Origin of the sequence: Bacillus sp. FJAT-49736, from assembly GCF_018343615.1 — a bacterium.
Lineage (GTDB): Bacteria > Bacillota > Bacilli > Bacillales > Bacillaceae_C > Margalitia.
Window position 1 is genome coordinate 1,050,703 of sequence record NZ_JAGYPI010000001.1, and the last position, 22,247, is coordinate 1,072,949.

A 22,247-nucleotide genomic window follows, 5' to 3' on the forward strand; every position below is an offset into this window, starting at 1 on the left:
TACGCTATATGTACATGGAGGATAATGATTACATTAACGAAAGGATATCAATAAGAATAATATGAAATTATGAACTAGATGGAAAGGCGGGTGCTTATGCGTACCCTGGATCTTTATAAAAGATATTTAAAAGGAGAACGATTTAGAGGAGTAAGAGATTTAAATCTAAATAATTTATCAGTGGAACAGCCTTCCGACCTCATTGCTAATTCAGTCATTATGCAGGAAATGGCATGGAAGCATTCTAAAGTTCTGCAACGAAAAGGACATCTAAAAGCTTAAAGTTGACCGAGCATGCGTTTTACAATTGGATCATCTTTGCCTACACGAACTGGTTTTACAATCGAACTGCTTGAAGCACGCTTATCTTTTTTATTTGCTTTCATTTCTTTAAGCTTTTTCTCAGCGCGTTCCTTTACTTTATTCGATTGAATATGAATTTGAAAATTGGAATTCAAGGCAATTTCCTCCTTTATTTAAGGCTCTTTTTTAAACTTTGTTGTATTTCAGACCAAAATCTTAATAAAGCCATGACCTGCGATTATGAAGGGAAAACTTTTTAAAGAAAAGATGCCCCGACTTAAGACTACATTAAGATTTATTACAACATACGAAATACAACAATTCTGTAGAAAATAGCTTTCTTTTAGGCTCTTTTCTTAAACTTTGTTGTTTTTTAGACAAAAATCTTAATAAACCTGCGATTATGAAGGGATAACTTTTTAAAGAAAAGATGCCCCGATTTAAGACTATATTAGGATTCATTACAATATATGAAAAACAACAATCTATACTAAAGCAGTTTTCTTTTATGATAGTAGACAATCCTATTTTTCGTCAAGGATTGTCTTAAGCCAATTCTTCCTCCTCATCCGGTGATGTCAGAGCCACAATATTCTCGATATTCTCCACATTTTTATTAATAATATTATGAAGCAATTCGATTAAATATTTATCGAATATGTCAAATTGATGTTGGTAGCTGCTAAGCACCGTTGTAAAATTGTAATTTTCAAAGCAGAAATAGTAAACTAAATAGTTCTTCTTCAATAAATTGTCATTATCTGTTTTATTTTTCAAAACAGCCTCACCTAGTTCGCGCGATTCCTCTACCAAATCCTCAATTTGTTCAGGATATCCATCCTTCACTACCATATAACTAAAAGATGCGTTGAAATGTTGACGGTATCCTAATTGAATTTCATCTAAGAAATATAAGAGGGCTTCTTGATAATTGATTACGGTTCCTTCCAAAAAATCGAATAATTTCCCGGCAGCATCATCACTTGATAAATACGCCATGAGTTTCGCTTTACCGCCATTGATCTCCACAGTTTGAATTGCTGCCTGCTCTTTATCCTCCACTTCAAATTCAAAATTGAATAGTTTAAAGCGTTTTAGCCGAGTAAAAGCGACAGGGATGATCAGAAATAAGAGAACCCAAATGATTAGTAAGAATAGACCGCGAAAAATAATATTATTTAAATTGGAATCAATAATGGCATGTGCAATAACATTAACCCATGATTGGCTGTCAGAATGACTATTTTCAGTAGCTGGAAGAAAAATTCCACGCCATGATTGGCTTTTTACCGTCTCTATTCCATTAATGACAGATGCACACAGCATCCATCCGATGATAACTACGATGCCAGTAGAGTAGATATAGGGGGTGATAAAGTGGATCCATTGCCATAAGGTTCTTCTTTGATTATTATTTTCGGGAACACTCATGCCGACCTCCGTTAACATAATATTGATTCTATTTTGTATTCGAGTTCATTTTAAAAAATACCTTCCATTTTTTCTACAATTGTTATGATTAACAATAATAATATTATGTCAACTATAGAAGTTTCATTTAATCCAAAAATCTGCTTCGAATTTCAGGGGAGGGAATCATACAGCTTTCCATTTTCCCAAACCATTTATATCGATTTTTTGCAAGGAAATCGTACATACTATTCCGGATTGGTGCTGGAACGAAATAAAAAATATATAACCATTTCCAAAATCCATGTAATCTCCGGCAAACCTGGAGTGCTGCACTCGACTTTACGTATGCTTTACCCTCAGAAACATAGACAAAGCTATCGATGTTTTCATCGACTCCGTATTGTTTTAATAATTCCTTCCCAATGTCGCTTTGTAGTGATGCGAAGTGAAAAATCCCATTAGGATCCCTTTTTATAATAAATTGAACGCTTTGACTGCAAAAATTGCACACACCGTCAAAAAGGATAATATTTTTCATATAATCTTCTCCTTATAAGAGATTCCTTTCTTATATCTTATCAAACATTTATTGGTAAAGGTTCAAAAAATTAATAAATAAATCTATTTTGGTTGGAATTGCTTTAGGGCATATTACATTTGAGATGGAAAGGAGGGTTCTCTCTGTTGATGGATGAAAAGGATAAATGGAAATCGGTAGTAAAAACCGTGAAAAAATTGGACCCTGAAAAATTGGAAATTGTAAAAAGCACACTTCCAATTGTAAGAGAGCATGGAGAAGACATTACAAAACGTTTCTATAAAAGGTTATTTGATAATCATCCGGAATTAAAAAATGTTTTTAATATGACCCATCAAATAACAGGGCATCAACCGAGGGCACTTGCAGATGCTGTATATGGCGCTGCAGCAAATATTGAAGACATGAGTGCTATTATGCCTGTATTAGAGAGGATTGGGCAAAAGCATCGCAGCTTAGGAATTAAGCCGGAGCAGTATCCGATTGTCGGAGAGAATTTATTAGGAGCGATTAAAGAAATACTTGGTGATACGCAACCGATGAAATTATCGATGCGTGGGCAGATGCGTATGAAGTCATTTCTGATGTCTTTATTCGGATGGAAAATGAATTATACAAAACAACTGAAAATCAGCCTGGCGGATGGGCTGGGTTTAAGGATTTTATTATTGACAAAAAGGTGGAGGAAAGTGATATTATTACATCCTTCTATTTAAAACCGAAGGACGGAAAACAGCTTCCTGACTTTATTCCAGGTCAATATATTACGGTGAAAATTGATATTAAGGAAGAAAAATATACGCATTTGCGCCAATATAGCTTATCGGATCGGCCAGGTCTCGATTATTATAGAATTAGTGTGAAACGGGAGGATCCAATCAAACAAGATTTGCCTCCAGGTGTCGTTTCCACCGACCTTCACAAATTGTTTAATGAAGGAGACATCCTGCCAATTTCTGCTCCGGCCGGGGATTTCTACTTAGATATGAAAAGCGACGAGCCAGTTGTTTTAATAAGCGGCGGTGTCGGCTTGACCCCATTAACTTGTATGTTAAATACCATCGCAGAGAAGCAGCCGAATCGAAAAGTTTGGTATATACACGCAGCCAAAAATGGAAATGTCCATGCCTTTAGAAACCACGTACGTAATATGAGTGAAAAGCATGAAAATGTGAAATCCTACTTTATATATGAAATGCCAACGGAAACAGATCGGAAAAACCATTATTTTGATAAAGAAGGGTATATTACCCTGGAATGGCTAGAAAAAGTTCTTCCAGATAACAAAGCACAATTTTATTTTTGCGGACCTCCTTCTTTTATGAAGGCAGTTAATTCTGGACTAAAAGAATGGGGAGTACCGGAAAAGGATATTCATTACGAATTCTTCGGATCCTTCGGAAATTTGGATGATGAACTCTAAAAAAGGATGGAGCAGAACCGTATGAAATGGGTTGCGGTTATTCATTGTGTAAAAATAAATTACATCTTATTTAAAGCGTGAATTCATAACAGAATTCACGCTTTAATCATTCTTTTCATTTCAATGCATTCTCTATTTTGCATTTTAATAATTTCCGACTTTATATTTTAAAGTTACAATACTTGTTGTACAGTGAGAATAGAACTGTGCAAATATAGTTGAATCCATTCAATGCTAAAAAAAGAGGGGGAAATTATCTGGATCAGACAAGAATTATGGCTTATTTTAGTGCGTTGGGGGATGAATTTCCATTAGAGATTGTTACCAACATTCTAGGTATTCAACCGACAGAAACTTATAAAAAAGGGGACATTCTAAATAGTCCGGATAATCCCAATCTTACACCAACCAAAATTAGGCGGAGAACAGAGACAGATTGGACATTTAGTACTGGCTACCAAGTGTCATATGATATTAACATCCAGTTGGAAATAATTCTGAAGACGCTTAATGGAAAAACCCAACAATTAAAAGAACTGAAGGAAAACTATGATTTAGAGTATATAATTATGGTAGTTATTCAAGTTGAAAATAACGAATCTCCTTCCATGTATTTACAGAAAGACATTATTGATTTTGTTAGTGCAATTCAAGGAGAAATCCATTTTGATTTATATATAATTAGTTAAATTAATTAAAGCTGATGATTTCAGAATCAACAGCTTTTTTCTTATAAACTGAGTTCGTAATAATTGTTTGTTTTTCGTATTAATCCTAATATAGACTTAGCTCGGGGCATCTTTTCTTAGGAAGAATATGATTCTATTAGCAAAAGTCAGGTCGTTACTAGGGTCTTTGTCTAAAAAAGCAACAATTTTTAAGAAAAGAGCCTTCTTATAAGAATATTTGGGTGAATTACTTTGAGATATGTATTTTGAAGCAAGGTTGTTTCTCTATCAAAACGGAATCCGTAAGAACATTCTTAGTTCCTTCTTTCATTTACATTGGATTTTTAATCTGCTTCATTGTCATGTTAAAATAAAGGAATAAATTGATTGGAAGGGGGGATTGCTAAATGGACATGAAAATAAACCAAAAGATGATTAAAGATAGGTGTGGCATCGTTTCCTTCAATCGCGGAGAGGCTTTTTATCGTGCAAAAAAGGTTCAATTAGAACATATTAGCTCCGATTATTGTAGAGCAACGGTTGAGGGAAAAGAAGATTTCCAAGTCATTCTTTATAAAGACGGAAAAGATCTGAAAGCAGAGTGCAGTTGTCCTAGTCTAGCTTCCTTCCAAAGAGATTGTCAGCATATTGCCGCTGTCCTCGTGGCGTTAAATGATTATCGACGAAAAGGGAACCAATCTGCAATGGACGAAGATCAGAAGGATTCGTTGCAAAACCATGAACTAACCGCAAACTTGGTGGAACTCTTTAATTCTGAAAAGCGCTCTAGCTCCTACCGGAAACACTTTGAAAATCGGCATCCGCTGAAAGTAGAATTCCTTTGTAAACCCTATAGGAAAGACGGTGGGCATATAATTGGAATAGAGCTGAGGGTTAATGGGATTAATGTCCAATCCATTCGTGAATTTTTATATAACGTTAAAGATAATAATTCTTTTCTACTTACCAAAACCTTTACATATGACCCTAGCCTTCACTGTTTTTCAATGGAGGAGGATAAAGTAATACTCCGGCTTATAGAAATATGTAAAGATGAAAGGGTATATGCACAATCGCCTCGAATTCAACAGGAAGATTATGCAACTATTTTACCTATACCACCATCTTCATGGAAATATATGAAGGAGTTGCTAAAACAGATTTCTTCAGTAAAGCTATATTATGATGGACAAGCGTTTTCGGGATTTGAAATATCGAAGGAAACCCTCCCATTACATTTTAGGTTTTCAGAACAGGCAGGGAATGATTATCAATTAACGGTACAGGGCTTTGAAAGATTAGTTGTATTGGAAAGCTATCATTCCGTCTTATACAATGGAAAACTTATGGAGATGAGTGCCGAGGACTGTGAAAAACTAGTTTATATAAAAAAGATGCTTGAAGTATCTGAAACGAATGAAATTCCGATTCCCTCTGAGCAAATCTCTTTTTTTATGGAAAAAATTATACCGGCATTAAGACGAATTGGGCATGTCCATTTGTCTGAAATGATCATGAATAACATAAATAAAACACCGCTAGTGGCAAAACTATATTTGGATCGCTTGAAAAATCGTCTGCTTGCGGGTTTGGAGTTTCATTATGAAAATATAGTTATTAACCCATTAGAACAAACGGAAAATCGGTTGAATTCATTTCTTATTAGAGATGTGGAAAAAGAAAATACAATTATCGAGTTTATGAAGGAAAGTGAATTTACAGAAACAGATGGCGGTTATTTCATGCATAATGAAGAACTGGAGTATCATTTTTTGCAGCATATCGTGCCGCAGCTTCAAAAGCATGTACAAATTTACGCTACGACATCTGTTCGAAATCGAATTTTTAGAGGGAATGCACGTCCCAGAATTCGAGTAAAAGCTCCACAGGAACGGATAAATTGGCTGGAATTCACATTTGAAATGGAAGGTTTTGTAGAGAAGGAAATCCGTGAGATCCTAATTGCTCTGGAGGAAAAACGGAAATACTATCGCTTAAAAAACGGTTCACTTTTTTCTCTGGAAACGAGGGAACTAGAGGAAATAAATCGATTTTTATATGGAATTCCAGCAGAAAAGGGAGATTTGGTATCCGGAATTCAGCTCCCTATGATTCAAGGAATTCAGGCTTTGAGCTCGATTGACGATCAAAAGATGCTGGAGCTTGAAAAATCATTCCGGGATTTCTTGGAGAACATTTATAATCCAAACTTTAATAGCTTTACTGTTCCTGTGCAGGTCGAGTCTATTTTACGAAACTATCAGGTACATGGTTTTCAATGGATGAAAACTCTTGCAGCATACGGCTTTGGCGGAATACTAGCGGATGATATGGGACTGGGAAAAACATTGCAAAGCATCACATTTATTCTTTCCGAGCTGCCGATTATTCGGAAGGAAAAACTCCCTGTTCTAATTGTTTGCCCATCCTCCTTAACGTATAACTGGCTGAGTGAAATGATGAAATTTGCCCCGGAGATTCAGGCGGTTGTAATGGATGGAAATAAAAAAGATAGACAGAATATCCAAAAGTCAGTCATAGAAGTCGATGTAATAATCACATCCTATCCATTACTACGAAGTGATGTCCATTGGTATGAAAATACGGCGTTTCACACAATATTTTTCGATGAGGCACAAGCCTTTAAAAATCCAGTAACACAAACAGCAAAAGCAGTGAAAAAGTTACAAGCAAATTACCGATTTGCACTTACGGGGACACCGATAGAAAATTCACTCGAGGAGCTTTGGTCCATTTTTCATGTCGTATTTCCTGATTTGTTTCACGGAATAAAGGAATATAGCAATCTTACAAGAAAAACGATTGCCAGGCGGATTCGACCATTTTTACTACGAAGGATGAAGGAGGATGTCTTAGATGAACTGCCGGAAAAAACGCAGGAACTGGCTTCATCTGAAATGCTCCCTGATCAGAAAAAGCTGTATGCCGCATACTTAGCAAAGCTGCGCCATGATACATTAAAGCATCTAGATAAAGATACGATACGGAAAAACAAAATCAAAATATTAGCTGGTATAACAAGGTTACGGCAAATATGTTGTCATCCGGCATTATTTGTTGATGGTTATAAAGGAAAATCAGCCAAATTTGAGCAACTATTACAAATAATAGAAGAGTCTAAGGATGCTGGAAGAAGATTGTTAATTTTCTCGCAGTTTACGAAAATGCTGTCGTTAATCGGCAGAGAACTAGCGAATAGGGGACTACCATTTTATTATCTGGATGGGCAAACTCCATCAGAAAAACGAGTAGAAATATGTAATCAATTTAATGCTGGCGGACGTGATTTGTTTTTGATTTCCTTGAAAGCTGGAGGAACTGGACTTAATTTAACCGGTGCAGATACGGTGATATTATATGATACATGGTGGAATCCTGCTGTAGAGGAGCAAGCAGCTGACCGGGCACATCGGATTGGCCAGCAAAATGCAGTACAAGTAATTAAGCTAATTGCCCGCGGGACGATTGAAGAGAAAATAAATGAGCTGCAGGAGAAAAAGAAACATTTGATAGAAGAAATAATTAGTCCGGATGAAAAAGTTTCCTCTGGTTTAACGGAAGAGGATATTCGAGAGATTTTAATGATATAAAAGTTGGTCACTTAGGTTTAAAAGCAGCGCTTATCTTTTCGGAGCGCTGCTTTTATTTTTGTAAGAGGACAGAGAATCCCATATTTAATATCAAAATACACAATTAGAAAGGCGAAGAGGACACTGAGTCCGTAATTGAATTAAAAGCATAAGGAAATCAGATCTTTTTTGATTAATAACGGAACGTGTGTCCGCAAACATAAGAAAATATGCTGTTATGTCATAGATAGAAGAACCAGTGTCCCTGAAAATACATCGTAATAGCAGCAAGTGAAAATGGAGATGTATTTTCACCATGCATCTCGTTAAATTTATTTTTTTACTTTTAAGTTTACATAATCGATTTATTGTTAACATGAATGATGACTTAACTTAAATTTTAATAAATACAAAATTTTTGTTTAATTGATTGGAAAAATTTGATATAATTTATGTGAAATATTTCACAAATATTAGCGGGTTAAATTTGTTTTTTACCCAAGTAATTAACTCAGAAAGCGGGGAAATGTGTATGCGAAGGAAAATTATATTGGCAGGTGGTACCGGTTTCATTGGCACATTTTTTCAACAGAAGTTTCGAGAGTTAGATTATGATGTAAAAATTATATCCAGGCAGTTTTCCCATATCCCATGGGATGATCACCCTAGGATAATAGATGCATTGGAAGATGCAGAAATGCTTATAAATCTTGCAGGTAAATCAGTTGATTGCCGATATAATGAGAAAAACAAGGAAGAAATTTTACGTTCCCGTACGGAAACAACGAAGATATTAGGAAATGCAATCTTGAAGTGTAAAAATCCTCCAAAACTCTGGATCAATTCAAGTACAGCAACCATTTACAGACATGCGGAGGATCGGCCGATGACAGAAGCGGAAGGAGAAATTGGTAGCGGATTTTCCGTAAATGTTGCAAAAGAATGGGAGAAGGCATTCTTTGATTTTCAGTTACCTAGCACAAGGCAAATTGCTTTAAGAATTGCTATCGTATTAGGAGAACACGGTGGTGTAATCGTTCCATTTAAAAATTTAGTCCGTTTTGGACTTGGAGGCGTGCAGGGGCCAGGAACGCAAAAATTCAGCTGGATTCATATAGAAGATATTTTTGACGTTATTCGTTTTTTACAAAAAAGAGAAGATTTGAGCGGAGTATTTAATTGTTCATCTCCTAATCCGGTAACCAATCGGGAGTTAATGTCATTGTTACGTAAAGCAATGAACCGAAATTTTGGCCTGCCAACCCCTAAATGGATGCTGGAAGCGGGAGCTGTTCTAATGAAGACAGAAACAGAGCTTATATTGAAAAGTCGCTGGGTCATCCCTGAAAGATTAGAGAAGGAAGGCTATGTATTTACTTATAGAAAATTAGAGGATGCACTAAAGCAAATCATAAAATAAGGCTCTTTTCTTAAACTTTGTTGCTTTTTCAGCGGGAAATCTATGGAACTAAGCATGAGAATCACTTTCACAATGTGATTGTTAATGATGCTGGGGGAGCATGGTTGAAAATACTCGAAGAGGAGAACTCAACTTATGGAAATAAGAAAACCAAACGATTCGGAACATAAAAAGGTTTTATCACTTTCACCACAAGCCCTATTCGATGGAACATTAGGCGAGGTAAAACCGTCAGATGAAAAAGTCAAACTACTTATTGAACCATTATTGCAAAAAGGGAGCTATTATTTAATAGCAACTGAAGGCGATATTCTAATGGGTTGGATTCTTATAGGAACAAGTAAAGACCACTTTACAGAAAAGAAATACGGCTTTATTTATGAGTTGTTTGTGTTAGAAGAATTTAGAAGAAATGGAGTTTCAAAACGATTGATGGAGACTGGTATCGAACATCTTAAACAAGATGGATATTCAGAGGTTCGTTTAAGTGTATATGCAGGAAATCACGCAATTAAACTGTATGAAAAATTGGGATTCAAAAATAAATTCATTACAATGAGTTTGCCCATATAAATCAACTATCTTTATTTAAAAAGCAAATAGGCTTGTTTATGGAGAATTGGGGAACCAAGAAAAATGGTTTCCCAACATTTTATCGGAAAATCAATATTAAAACATTAACAGAGTCTAAATAAAAAGGATTTTTGTAATAAATGCCGAATGTTATTTATCAAGAAACAAATGGAATAAATGTTTGGCTTTTTGGCAAGAAATGAATGGACTGATTATCATTTTTAGCTTTAATAATTCGTATTGTTATTTGTCGAAAAAAACTTTTTCGTAAACGTTTGCAAATAAATATATTACATGCTAATATAAAAATACGAACATATGTTTCTTATCTTTAAAAAATTTAAAAAATGAGGTGCAAAGAATATGGTTATTGGAATCTATCCTTACTTAGTAACAAATGGAAATGGTCAAGAAGCAGTAAAGTTTTATCAAGATGCTTTCGATGCAGAGGTTTTGGATCTTAAAACATTCGGGGATATGCCGGACAATCCAGAACATCCAACTCCTGCAGAAGCAAAAAATCTTGTATTAAATGCACATCTTAAAATTGGAAATTCCGATTTCATGATCTCGGATACCTTCCCAGGACAGCCACATAAAATTGGAGATCACGTGACTATTGCGGTTACTATAAGCACAGTGGAAAAATCACAAGAAGTGTTTGAAAAGCTTCAACAAGGCGGTAATGTAATAATGCCATTACAGCAAACTTTTTGGAGTCCTTCTTACGGTCAAGTTGTAGATAAATATGGAGTAACTTGGCAGGTTTCCACCCAGGGTTAGGTGAGAAAGGGATATAAAATAAAATAATAATACATTACATATAGGCTGTATTGACAGCCTATTTTTATTACAACAAAAATGTTATTTAAAGGAGAGTGAATAATATGCTAGCTGAGATTGAAAAGACAAATTCTGGTTATACTGCTGTTTTTAAACGAATGTTGGATCAATCAGTAGCGGAAGTTTGGGCTGCTTTAACGGAAAATGGAAAGCTGCAAAATTGGTTTTCTAATTTGCAGACAGTGGATCTCAGAAAAGGCGGGACCATTAAATTTAATATGAATGATGGATCAGGGGAATCCATCGACATGAAAATTACGGACTTTCAAAAAGACAGTGTGTTGGAATATGAATGGGGAGAAGGCGTTGTTCGCTTTGAACTATCCACTCATTCAAATGGAACTCAGCTATTATTAAAGGATTTTTTTCCGGTTTTAAATGATCATACTGCAAAGGATATCTCAGGATGGCATATTTGTCTGGATGTCTTGGTATCCTTATTAAATGGAGTGAAAATTGACTTCTCTATGGAGGAATGGAACAAGGTATATGAAATATATAAAGCGGAAATGGAACAATTAATGGTAAGCTATTAGGAGTTTGCCAATAACGAAAAAACACATTTAAATATTTTTCCATCCTTGTCCTTTACCATTATTTTGAGAATGCATATTTTATAGTAATCCGCGACCAATTCATAAAGGCACCTCCAATTGAAGCGTATGTATTTTACATACGCTTTTTTTCTTTCCAATCCTTAATTCAGCAATCGTTATACCTAAGCAAAGCAGTTTATCCTGAAAAATTTCACATAAAGATAAATGTTTGTCTATACGTTTTTTTTCTACTTACATAATTTATTTGTATAGATTGTTTTTACAATCTTATTGGTATCAAGGAGGTGACTTGAGCTATGTGTGGTGGATGCGGATATGGTTACTATGGAGGCTACGGCTATGGCGGCGGTTACGGCGCTGGCGCTGGCTTCGCATTAATCGTTGTATTGTTTATCCTATTGATTATCGTTGGTACAGCTTTTGTAAGATGGTAAAATAATCAATGGAAACATTCCGGTAATGTACAGTAAAGGGCAGATATCTTTCTGTCCTTTATTTTTTGAAAATAGATGGATCACCAAAAAAACTCCACAAAATAATATTTAAAATAATCGTTAATCCAATGCTGACTATAATCGAAATGAGCAAACTTTTAAGCAATGTCTTTCACTCCTTTCATATATATTAGTAAAAACCAAAGTATTCTATACATAATCTAGTAAAATAGTACGGAAAAAGAAATAAAAATGTCGAATATTAACAGAAAATTTAGTATATAACGACTATTGAAATTGTTTTTATGTGGTGATAGAGTAATACGAAACAGTAATAAAGAACTTATTTTGAAAGGGGGACGGATTATTAGATTTATTTATAGCTATTAAAAGAATAATAGGAGGGATAAAATGCTGAATCAGCCCGTAATTGCGACCATGCTTATTTTAGCATTAGTTTCAGTAGGAGAAATTGTTTCTATCATTTCAAGAGCAAGAATCCCAATGTTATTGGTTGTGTTAGTTGGTTATCTAACCTTTGTTTGGACAGGCATTTTTCCTTCCAATATTGTGGAGAAATCAACCTTCGCAGCTGTTGGCGCAGTATTGACAGCACCGCTTATTGTCCACATGGGAACGTTAATTCCATTAAAGGTAATGAAGAAACAAATTAAAGCAGTCATCATTGCTTTATCAGGTGTCATTGTCTCATCTCTACTTATACTTCTATTTGTTACTCTATTCTTTGATTATAAAACAGCCGTTTCTGGGGTTGGACCATTAACGGGTGGAATTATAGCCTTCATCGTTACTACTACCGAATTAAAAAGGCTAGGACTTGTTGCATTAATAACGGTTCCAGTCTTAGTCATGGCTTTTCAAGGTTTAATTGGGATGCCATTGGCTGCTAATCTTCTCAGAAAACATGCTTTAAAACTCCGCAATGCAATGGATGCAGGTACTTACGTTGCTGCTACAGCAGAAGCAGTCTCTGATCAACCATCCATAAGTAATTCCAAATCAGTTGCAAAAGCAAAGAAATATAATTTTAACAGTAATATTATTTTATTATTCAAGTTATTTTTTGGCGGGGCTCTCGCTATTATGTTAGATAAATGGACAGGTATTAACTATAGTTTATGGTGCCTCGCACTAGGTTTAATTGGTACAAAGGTAAAATTCTATCAGGATAATATGATGGAACGCGCTAATTCTTTTACCGTTGGAATGCTTGGAATTATCTTTATCGTAATCTCCTCCATGAATGGTATTACCTTTAAAATGTTTGTAGGCTACTTACCGCAAGTAATTACCATTCTTGGAATAGGAACCATTGGGATTATAATTGGAGGATTTACAGCATCCAAGCTATTAAAATGGGATCCTTTTAAAGGAATTCCGGTAGCACTAACAGCTTTGTTCGGCTTTCCTGGAGATTATTTGCTATGCGAGGAAGTAAGCCGTAGTGTAGCTCGCAATGAAAAGGAGCAAAAGCAAATATTTGATGAAATTCTAACTCCGATGTTAATTGGCGGCTTTACAACCGTTACGATTGCGTCTGTCATTATTGCAGGAATTTTAGTGAAAACACTATAGGTTTAGTTTGTTTACAAAATGATAGATAAATATTCTGTTAGTCGACCTTGATTCATTTTAATCCATGGATCAAGGTTTACATAAATGCTAGGAGGAATGGTAAATGGAAAAATTATTTTCGAAATTGGATGAACTATACGAAGAGATAGTGGAAATTCGAAGGCACCTTCATCAAAATCCGGAGCTATCCTTTCAGGAAGTGGAAACTCCTAAATATGTTGCGGAATATCATCGGGCCTTGGGACATGAAGTAAGAACAGAGGTTGGCGGGCGTGGTGTTGTCGCCGTTCTTAAAGGCGGCAAACCAGGAAAAACAGTTGGACTGCGAGCAGATTTCGACGCACTTCCAATTCAAGAGGAAAATGATGTGCCTTATAAATCAAAGGTACCCGGAGTAATGCATGCTTGCGGTCATGACGGACATACAGCTACATTGCTGGGTCTTGCAAAAGCATTCAATAATATGAAGGACGAATTGGAAGGAAATATTGTTTTTATTCATCAGCATGCAGAGGAGGTTACTCCTGGTGGAGCTATTGCGATGATAGAGGATGGTTGCTTAGAAGGAGTGGATGTCATCTATGGAACTCATCTTTCTTCCGCGGTACCAGTTGGAACGATTGTATATGGTACTGGACCAATGATGGCTGCAGCAGATAGCTTTGAAATTGCTATACAAGGACGCGGTGGACATGGCGCATCTCCACATCAAACAAAGGATGCAATTGTTACTGCTTCCCAATTAGTGATGAATCTTCAGCAAGTCGTAAGTAGGAGGGTTAATCCACTGGCGCCAGCAGTGGTATCGGTGGGCTCATTTGTGGCGGAAAATGCTTTTAATGTCATAGCAGATAAGGCAGTCTTGAAGGGTACTGTACGAACCTTTAATGAAGAAGTCCGGGATTTTATTGAAAAAGAGATGGAAGTAATTATAAAGGGTACCTGCCAGGCTTCTGAGTCTACCTATAGATATACTTATACAAGAGGTTATCCGGCGTTAGTGAATCATATAGAGGATACAGAATTTGTCGCGGAAGTAGCAAAGGGAGTTCCTGGTGTTGAGCATGTAGTAGTCGGAGAACCGCAAATGGGTGGAGAAGATTATGCTTATTATTTACAGCATGTAAAAGGGACATTTTTCTTCACAGGTGCGGAGATACCGGACCGGGAATTCACGTACCCGCATCACCATCCAAAATTCGATATCGATGAGCGTGCATTAGTCATAGCAGCAAAAACACTGGGAGCAGCAACTCTTACTTATCTATACCAAAATAGTTCAGTAAAAGGGGAAGCTACTATAGTATAAGAATTTTTACCTATTAATTTTAAAGGAGAGAATAAAATGACAGTTACTGTGATTAAAAACGGGACTTTGATTGACGGTAATGGTGGAGAACCACTTAAAGAAGCAGCCGTAGCATTTAAAGGAGAAAAATTAGTATTTGTAGGAAAAGAATCGGATCTACCTGTATTTACAGATGACATCCAAACCATTGATGCTGGAGGAGGGTGTATTCTTCCGGGATTTATAGATACACATGTACACATGATGATGGAATATGCACCAATTGAAAGCAGACTTTCTACTCCTTTTTCTCTAAACTTCTATAAGGCTCAAGAATACTTACGAAATACTATCAATGCAGGAATTACTAGTGTGAGAGATTGCGGAGGTACGGATGCAGGGGTGAAACAGGCAATTGAGCAAGGATATATTGTAGGACCGCGAATGCAGGTAAGCATTACCGCATTAACAACAACTGGTGGCCATGGCGACTCTTACACAGCTTCAGGTCAGTCCGTGAAGCTTATGCATGATGAATATCCTGGTATGCCAAATGGAATTTGTGATGGAGTAGAGGAAGTGAGAAAAACCGTTCGAGAGGTCTTGCGCGCTGGTGCCGATGTGGTTAAGGTACATGCAACGGGAGGAGTATTAAGCGCTACCGATCATCCGGAATTCACACAATTTAGTTTCGAAGAACTGAAGGTTATGGTAGAGGAAGCCGCTTTCCGTAAAGGTAGGAAGGTAATGGCTCATGCTCAAGGAGCAGAAGGAATCAAAAATGCTGTCAAAGCGGGGATTCATTCGATTGAACATGGAATTTATTTGGATGATGAGTGTATCGAACTAATGCTAAAATACGGAACATACCTAGTGCCGACATTGCTTGCACCACTTTCAGTGCTGGAGCTTGCGGAAGAAGCAGGAATGCCGGAATGGGGTGTAAAGAAGGCTCAGGAATCCTTTGAAGCTCATAAAAAAAGCATTGCTAAAGCATACAAAGCAGGAGTTAAAATTGCCATGGGAACGGATGCAGGTGTCATGAAGCATGGCACAAATTTACGAGAGTTGGCATTAATGAATGAAATCGGTATGTCGCCAATGGAAACCATTGTAGCTACAACGAAAGTTGCAGCTGAGTGCATGGGCTGGGAAGATAAGATTGGTACACTGGAAGCTGGAAAACTAGCAGATGTGGTGATTACCAAAACAAATCCGCTGACCGATCTTTCTTCCTTTGCAGATAATTCCAATATTGTTTTAGTTGTAAAAGGTGGAGAAGTCTTAAAAGACACCATTCCAGTAACTGTTCCAACTGTATAAATGAAAATAAGGTTCAATAGTCCATATAGAATGTCTTCTTCAGGGCTATTGAACCTTAATATTAACTATAATATTTGTTCAGCTTTGGAATCTTCCACCCTTTGACGATAGAACTCCGCTAAAGAGGCATTAATGTATGGAATTAGCCATATAAATCCAATGCCTAATGTAAGAATACTTACAATTACCCAACCAATAAAACTCAAACAAAGCAGAAAGTACTCCCATTTGTATCCATCCATTAATTTTCTGCTTTCTGTAATTAGCTCTGTGATGGTATATTCGGGATGGTCTTTGTAGAGGAAATTAACTTGGGAGTAGGCAAGGGATTTTATAATGCCTGGTATAATTAGTAATAATGCCCACAAGAAAGTAAAGATAAATACTAGCAACGTTAATCCGATAGATTTAAAATATTTTTTTACATCCGTAAACAATTGAAATAAATGACTGATTTCCACTTTTTCCTGTCTCACAATACTAAGAAAGGCCCAACTGCATCCAATGGTTATTGGTGCTAAAAATAATGAAATAAGGTTTCCGATATTCGTTCCTAAGGTATTATCTTTTTTAAAGTATGCGCCATCATCTATTAGGATTGAAATCATGGTTGGTATAAGTCTTTCTATAGCTATCGTAATGATCATGAGCAAAATAGCAAATCCCCATTTTCCTTTTAACGAATTCCTGGCATAACGTTTTACTTCTCCTATGCTCAAAGCTAAACCCCCTTCATTCATATATTTATATTTTATTAGAAATTTTCCAATAGATGCTTATTTTGTTTTCTAATGAAGTTAACAGCAGTAAGGCATTGTGAGAATAGAAAGTATCTATTTTTCTCACAAATGAAAGAAGATATGGAGCTTTCCATACCTTCTCAGATAGTCTAGTGATGTCCCCCGTAATAACCTCCGTGATACCAATGATCATGATATCCATGATGAAACCCGTGATGATATCCGTGATACGGATGGTGATAATAACCTGGATGATAAGCAGCAGGATAATACGGATTATATCCAGGATAGCCCATGCCCATGCCATATGATGGATAAAAATTATGATAAATTGGTGGCATACATCAACATTCCTTTCCTTCTATTCATTACAATATAAGGTATGTAGGTTAGTGGGGATGGAGCCTATCTATGAATAAAATGGGCTTTGGAATTATTAATCACAAATACAAAACGATCTCATACTATTGCATTAAAGTAATGTTGGAGATGGTTGAAATGGTATTTTGGGTCGATGTGGATACGAAGAAACATCGCTTGACCTTGTATGATGCCAGTAAAGTGATAAAGAGATATCCTGTAGCGATAGGGAAGATGCTGACACCAACACCAACTGGCAACTATACGATTATTAATAAAGAAAATAATCCGGGAGGTCCTTATGGCGCTTTTTGGATGGGATTATCCAAACCTCATTATGGAATTCATGGAACCAATAATCCCGCTTCGATAGGCAAGAATGTGTCGCACGGTTGTATTCGAATGTATAATCAGAATGTGCTGGAGCTTGCATCACTGGTACCAATCGGGACAAATGTATATATCCATGAGTAAATGCGAATAGAAAAGCACCAGAATGTTGGAATCAACATCCTGGTGCTTTTTTTTACGCTCTTTTTTGCATGTCAATACAAAGCTTTTGATATGCCATGTACTCTTGCTTCATCCCTAATTCATTGTAGATTTTGGAAAGCCATTGAACAGGCTTTGGATCTACTGCCTTTAATTCCATTTCCCAGCTGAAGCACTCAATTGCTTGATCATATTGCTTAAATTGGTAATATAGCTCCCCTAACAATAATTGTTTGTCAGGATCATCGGCAAGCTTCTTCATGGTTTCCACTTTCTTCAAAATAGGGGCCGCTTCTCTAATCTTTTTTAATGGTGAAAGCAACGCATAAATATCTTTAATACTATACATTTTTTTATTAAGTAATTGAATAATCCAATTATGCAAAAATTCCGTCGCCTTTTTAGGTTGAAATTGAAAGAACGGGATGAAAAATAAAGGAAGTTTTTCCAGGTATTCATGGCAATCGACTAAATCGATATCCTCTAATAAATGTACAAATTCTATGGTTTCAAATTCATTTAATGTTAGATTGCATGAAGATAATAAATGCAAGATTTTATTTGTTTCTCCCAACGAAAAATACTCTTGCAGTAAAATTTGCGGGATATGACGATGATTGGGCATTTGATTCAGTAAGACTTCCAATACCTCAATCTTTTGTTCTTTTGATAAGTGCTTCTCTAAAAGCTCTAAAAGTTTAGGAAAATAGGTATCATTACTGGATAGATTTTGTATATAAATAGCCATCAAATCGAGCCATCGTGATTTCTCTTCAAGTAGTCTGGAGAGTTTTTCGAACTGGGTCTCATCCCGCATTCGTGAAAATAATAGCTTCTCAATAAATATGGGATCCTTTTCAAATAAAATATCTGATTGGTTTTGATATAGTTTTGCGTATTTAAGAAAGTCTAAATGATTGGATAGTTCTTTAACAAAGGAGTGGGAAGGTGCAAAGTCCTTTAAAATTTGAATAATGCGGTAGCTTTTAAACATTTGACCATTACGGCGGTATTCATAATAGAGGCTTTGTATATAGGCAAATAATTTCTTTTTCGGTATAAATGATTCGAAAAATGTAGCAAGGAAAGCTAATTCATGTGGGGGGATGACGTTTTCCATTTTTTCTATTACTTGTTTGAAGGTACGTTTTTTATAAAGATGATCGGTAGACATGACCATTTGTATAAATGGATGATTCGCTGGAAGGATGATTCCTTTTTTGAAAGCTTGTGCAATATAAGAATGTCTTTTGAGCTGGGTGGCTTTAGCAGTAGTTAGATAATGATCCTTGTAAAAAAATACGTAATACACTTGTTGATGCTCGTCATATGCTTCCATAATTTTGCTTTGTAAGTAAATAGCCATTCTCTCAACGACTAATTGGATGGGTTTGTGATGATCGATAATCACTAATTGGTTTGTGTCCATAGGAATCCTCCTAATCATTTGTTCCGTTTCATTATAACACAATACTGTAAAACCAAAAAATTTACGATATGATTTAAAGAAGGGCATGGCAGAAGTTAAAGATAAGATTTATGAACATTACTGATTAATAGAGGTGAGTATAATGTATAAAGTGTTTGTATATGGAACTTTGCGAAAAGGCGGAACGAATGAGCACTTCCTAAAAGGAGCAGTATGCATTTCAGACCAATGCTGGACTTTCGGGGAATTACATGATACGGGATTGGGATATCCAGCCATTAAACATCATCCATCAGAAAAGGTTTATGGGGAAATATACGAGGTAGATGACGATGTTCTGATGCAACTGGACGAATTAGAGGATTATAGGGAAGGGGATGAAAATAATTTGTATGACAGGATTAAAGCAATCGCCTATACAAAGGAGGATGAAACAGAAGTATTTGTCTATTTAGGCGGCAATCAGCTATTTGAAAAAAGTAAATTAATTGCCCATGGTGATTGGTTAAAATATTTGCAAGGATTATAGTCACAAAATTTCCATATTTGCATAATGGGACTTGAAGTATAATTAAGGTAATAATATGAAATGAGGGATGAATATGACAATTCGTATTTCCAATCAAAGAATAGCTTGGTATATCATTCTGATTTCCCTTATTTTACTGGCGAATTATTCCTTGTATCATACGGATACAGTGAAACCGTTGCCTAACGGTGTAATAATAGGTTCATTCCTTGATTTCATGATAGTAATTCCATTGACCACTTATTTTTTAATTATTCGGAAGCGGTTTTCCATTAAGTACTTATCGCTTATCATTGCAGCCTGTTATGGGCTTGCCTGGTTCATTATTCCTTCTGATTTTATTTCTGCTTTTCAATATTCAAAGTATGTGTTGATAGGTGTTGAGGCAGTATTTTTGGCGACGGAATTATTTGTTATTATGTTATTAATCCGAAATGTCCCGAGAATGATAAGACATTATAAAGAAAGCAAACTTCCTTTCTTTACATCCCGGATGGAAGAAGCATTTACTTCAAAGCAGAATGCATCTCGTACAACGAAGATATTAATATCGGAATTATCTTTGCTGTACTATAGTCTGTTCTCCTGGAATAGGAAAAGGAATATAGAAGTAAGTAATGCTTTTACTTATCATAAAAAAACAAGCAATATTGCCTTAAATATTATGTTGCTTCATGCCATCATCATTGAGACATTGGGTCTTCATTTCCTTCTACATGAATGGAATCCACTTGTATCCTATATTTTATTGATCTTTAACGTATATGCAGTCTTATTAATACTTGCAGAAATTCAAGCGATTCGGCTGAATCCAATTATCATTCAAAATCAAGAGCTGCATATTCAACTAGGTCTTTCGAAAAGATTGGTAGTTCCTATAGATCAAATTGAATCCATTGGTTCTTGTAACCAAAATTCTATAGATAAAAAAGAAATATTTGATGGAATCTTAAATGATTTTGTAAAAGAACCGCCAAACATCGTAATTATGTTAAAGGAGCCAATTGCAGCAAGCTATTTTTATGGGGTTACGAGAAAAGTGAGGAGTATACATTTAAGATTAGATGCTCCGGATACATTCCGTAAGAAACTGGAAAGCGAACAGTATTAGCTAAAGGTTCATTTTAAGAGTAAAAACAGAAAATAGTACACTGTAAATAGCAGTCCAATTAGCAATAAAATTGGGCTGCTTATTTTTATTACCATTCATAATTCTTTCATTATGAATTGTTGCTAATGAACTTCTTTTATAAGTAAGAATATAAGAAAATGACATTTGGTGCTAGTATAGTTCCGTGGACACAACTTAGTTAAGTGCTAAAATAGAACAACGAAAGGTTGTGTCCATATGGGAAACAAAAATACAGGCAAAAAATATAATGAAGATTTTAAAAAAATGGTCGTTGATTTATATAACTCTGGTAACTCAGCTAAAGATTTAAGTAGCGAATATGGCGTTTCTGAAGTAACTATTTATACATGGATTAAGAAGTTTTCACCTATGGAAACAGAGGATGGAACATCAATTACCTCTGATGAGATTGCCAAAATGAAAAAAGAAATGCTCCGTCTCCAGGAAGAAAATGAAATCTTAAAAAAGGCTATGGCCATATTTGCGAAAAAGTAAAAACAACTGAGTTGATAAAAGTAATTGTAGATCTTCAAGACCAACATGACACACAAACACTGTGTGGTGTACTTGGTATTGCCAAAAGCACCTTTTACCAGTCATTCAAAAAAACAGAGTCTAACCGTGAACGTGAGAACAAACAACTAACGAAAAGAATCAAAGAGATTTATAGAGAAAGTAAAATGCGTTACGGCGCGCCTAAAATTCACAACCTCCTAGAAAAAGAAGGATATAATGTGAGTGTGAAGCGTGTACAACGGTTAATGAAGGCCGCTGGCCTTTTCTCCATTGTAAAGAAGAAATTTCGTCCTCAATCTAGTAAAACGAAGGTGATGGAGCGTGAAAACCTGCTAGATCAAGACTTTACTACCTCTACTATCAATGAAAAATGGGTTGCTGATATCACATATATAAACACGCTGAGAGACGGTTGGTGTTATCTTGCTTCCGTCATGGATTTGCATTCTAAAAAAATCGTTGGATATTCATTTGGACGTAAAATGACGACTGATTTGGTAATAAGTGCTTTAAATAATGCTTTGGATACTCAACATACAAGAGAAGGGTTAATCCTGCATTCCGATTTAGGTTCCCAGTATACCAGTGAAGATTTTCAAAAGCTTTGCGAAACAAGAAAGATAAAACAATCCTTCAGTAAAAAGGGCTGCCCATATGATAATGCCTGTATAGAATCATTTCATGCCATTTTAAAGAAGGAAGAAGTCAATCATGTTACCTATTTAGACTACAAAACTGCGAATCTAGCAATATTTCAATTTATCGAAGGTTGGTATAACCGTAAAAGAATTCACAGTGGTTTAGACTACAAAACACCACAAGATATTGAAGATCAAACAAAAACAGCATAAAGCTTGTGCAGCTCAAACCTAGCTGGATATCCACCGCACTCATGGTTTTACATGGAGTGGAGGGCATGATAGCTTTGATGGCATTGCCAAGTTTTATGAAAGCTGGCTTATTGGCTGGAAAGTCATACCCGCAGAGGCTCCATGTCAAACTAGCACGATACAAACAGCTTACATCTTAATAATCACAAAGACTTAACTTTTTTGTGTCCAAGATATTGACTCAAATCCA

At 35.8% G+C, this 22,247-nt stretch carries 21 protein-coding genes and 1 pseudogene; 16 read left to right on the forward strand and 6 right to left on the reverse strand.

The window, feature by feature from the left end:
- Positions 1–96: 96 nt before the first annotated feature.
- Complete coding sequence (locus tag KHA87_RS05615) at positions 97–282, forward strand: hypothetical protein (protein WP_213093112.1); 186 nt, start codon at positions 97–99, stop codon at positions 280–282.
- On the opposite strand, the gene KHA87_RS05620 is transcribed toward KHA87_RS05615, so the two are convergent.
- The 3 genes from KHA87_RS05620 to KHA87_RS05630 all read right to left on the reverse strand — a co-directional run bounded on the left by KHA87_RS05620 (position 279) and on the right by KHA87_RS05630 (position 2,254).
- Positions 279–458, reverse strand: a complete 180-nt coding sequence (locus KHA87_RS05620) for a hypothetical protein (RefSeq protein ID WP_213093113.1) — start codon at positions 456–458, stop codon at positions 279–281. The genes KHA87_RS05615 and KHA87_RS05620 overlap by 4 nt on opposite strands.
- 391 nt (positions 459–849) lie before the next feature.
- Positions 850–1,734, reverse strand: a complete 885-nt coding sequence (locus KHA87_RS05625) for a hypothetical protein (protein WP_213093114.1) — start codon at positions 1,732–1,734, stop codon at positions 850–852.
- A gap of 127 nt (positions 1,735–1,861) precedes the next feature.
- The gene (locus KHA87_RS05630) at positions 1,862–2,254 is read right to left on the reverse strand and encodes a thiol-disulfide oxidoreductase DCC family protein (RefSeq protein ID WP_213093115.1); all 393 of its coding nucleotides are present in this window, start codon (positions 2,252–2,254) and stop codon (positions 1,862–1,864) included.
- 149 nt (positions 2,255–2,403) lie between these two features.
- Here KHA87_RS05630 and hmpA point away from each other — a divergent pair.
- From hmpA to KHA87_RS05685, 11 genes and pseudogenes are all read left to right on the forward strand, one after another.
- A pseudogene (gene hmpA / locus KHA87_RS05635) lies at positions 2,404–3,677 on the forward strand (NO-inducible flavohemoprotein).
- A gap of 275 nt (positions 3,678–3,952) precedes the next feature.
- Positions 3,953–4,366: a DUF4279 domain-containing protein gene (locus tag KHA87_RS05640; protein WP_213093116.1), complete on the forward strand. Its 414-nt coding sequence runs from the start codon at positions 3,953–3,955 to the stop codon at positions 4,364–4,366.
- Positions 4,367–4,752: 386 nt separating this feature from the next.
- Positions 4,753–7,956, forward strand: coding sequence for a DEAD/DEAH box helicase (locus KHA87_RS05645; protein WP_213093117.1), 3,204 nt, complete (start codon positions 4,753–4,755; stop codon positions 7,954–7,956).
- A 511-nt stretch (positions 7,957–8,467) separates the two neighbouring features.
- Positions 8,468–9,355 (forward strand): TIGR01777 family oxidoreductase, encoded by an 888-nt coding sequence (locus KHA87_RS05650; protein ID WP_213093118.1) that lies wholly within the window; start codon positions 8,468–8,470, stop codon positions 9,353–9,355.
- A 135-nt stretch (positions 9,356–9,490) separates the two neighbouring features.
- Positions 9,491–9,928: a GNAT family N-acetyltransferase gene (locus KHA87_RS05655; protein ID WP_213093119.1), complete on the forward strand. Its 438-nt coding sequence runs from the start codon at positions 9,491–9,493 to the stop codon at positions 9,926–9,928.
- A 363-nt stretch (positions 9,929–10,291) separates the two neighbouring features.
- Entirely contained in the window at positions 10,292–10,711 is a 420-nt protein-coding gene (locus KHA87_RS05660; RefSeq protein WP_213093120.1) for a VOC family protein, read from the forward strand.
- 104 nt (positions 10,712–10,815) lie between these two features.
- A complete protein-coding gene (locus tag KHA87_RS05665; RefSeq protein ID WP_213093121.1) occupies positions 10,816–11,307 on the forward strand; it encodes an SRPBCC family protein in 492 nt (163 codons plus the stop codon).
- Between the two features lie 317 nt (positions 11,308–11,624).
- A complete protein-coding gene (locus tag KHA87_RS05670; RefSeq protein WP_213093122.1) occupies positions 11,625–11,762 on the forward strand; it encodes a YjcZ family sporulation protein in 138 nt (45 codons plus the stop codon).
- Positions 11,763–12,173: 411 nt separating this feature from the next.
- On the forward strand, positions 12,174–13,358 hold the full coding sequence (locus KHA87_RS05675; protein WP_213093123.1) for a hypothetical protein: 1,185 nt from the start codon (positions 12,174–12,176) through the stop codon (positions 13,356–13,358).
- A gap of 103 nt (positions 13,359–13,461) precedes the next feature.
- Positions 13,462–14,667 carry a M20 metallopeptidase family protein gene (locus tag KHA87_RS05680; RefSeq protein WP_213093124.1) on the forward strand — a complete coding sequence of 402 codons (1,206 nt, stop codon included), beginning with the start codon at positions 13,462–13,464 and terminating at the stop codon, positions 14,665–14,667.
- A gap of 36 nt (positions 14,668–14,703) precedes the next feature.
- Positions 14,704–15,969: a metal-dependent hydrolase family protein gene (locus KHA87_RS05685; protein ID WP_213093125.1), complete on the forward strand. Its 1,266-nt coding sequence runs from the start codon at positions 14,704–14,706 to the stop codon at positions 15,967–15,969.
- A 65-nt stretch (positions 15,970–16,034) separates the two neighbouring features.
- On the opposite strand, the gene KHA87_RS05690 is transcribed toward KHA87_RS05685, so the two are convergent.
- Both KHA87_RS05690 and KHA87_RS05695 read right to left on the reverse strand, forming a co-directional pair.
- Entirely contained in the window at positions 16,035–16,688 is a 654-nt protein-coding gene (locus tag KHA87_RS05690; protein ID WP_213093126.1) for a DUF975 family protein, read from the reverse strand.
- Positions 16,689–16,858: 170 nt separating this feature from the next.
- Positions 16,859–17,050: a hypothetical protein gene (locus tag KHA87_RS05695; protein WP_213093127.1), complete on the reverse strand. Its 192-nt coding sequence runs from the start codon at positions 17,048–17,050 to the stop codon at positions 16,859–16,861.
- A gap of 157 nt (positions 17,051–17,207) precedes the next feature.
- On the opposite strand from KHA87_RS05695, the gene KHA87_RS05700 reads away from it, so the two are divergent.
- Positions 17,208–17,543, forward strand: a complete 336-nt coding sequence (locus KHA87_RS05700) for a L,D-transpeptidase (RefSeq protein WP_213094254.1) — start codon at positions 17,208–17,210, stop codon at positions 17,541–17,543.
- A 52-nt stretch (positions 17,544–17,595) separates the two neighbouring features.
- On the opposite strand, the gene KHA87_RS05705 is transcribed toward KHA87_RS05700, so the two are convergent.
- Positions 17,596–18,990 carry a tetratricopeptide repeat protein gene (locus KHA87_RS05705; protein WP_213093128.1) on the reverse strand — a complete coding sequence of 465 codons (1,395 nt, stop codon included), beginning with the start codon at positions 18,988–18,990 and terminating at the stop codon, positions 17,596–17,598.
- A gap of 142 nt (positions 18,991–19,132) precedes the next feature.
- On the opposite strand from KHA87_RS05705, the gene KHA87_RS05710 reads away from it, so the two are divergent.
- From KHA87_RS05710 to KHA87_RS05720, 3 genes are all read left to right on the forward strand, one after another.
- Positions 19,133–19,519 (forward strand): gamma-glutamylcyclotransferase family protein, encoded by a 387-nt coding sequence (locus KHA87_RS05710; RefSeq protein WP_213093129.1) that lies wholly within the window; start codon positions 19,133–19,135, stop codon positions 19,517–19,519.
- A 73-nt stretch (positions 19,520–19,592) separates the two neighbouring features.
- Complete coding sequence (locus KHA87_RS05715) at positions 19,593–20,630, forward strand: hypothetical protein (RefSeq protein ID WP_213093130.1); 1,038 nt, start codon at positions 19,593–19,595, stop codon at positions 20,628–20,630.
- Positions 20,631–20,867: 237 nt separating this feature from the next.
- Positions 20,868–22,018, forward strand: a protein-coding gene (locus KHA87_RS05720) for an IS3 family transposase (protein ID WP_213093131.1) whose coding sequence is annotated in 2 segments (ribosomal slippage) — positions 20,868–21,108 and positions 21,108–22,018 — 1,152 coding nt in all. Because the reading frame shifts where the segments join, the coding sequence is not laid out codon by codon here.
- The last annotated feature ends 229 nt before the right edge of the window (positions 22,019–22,247 follow it).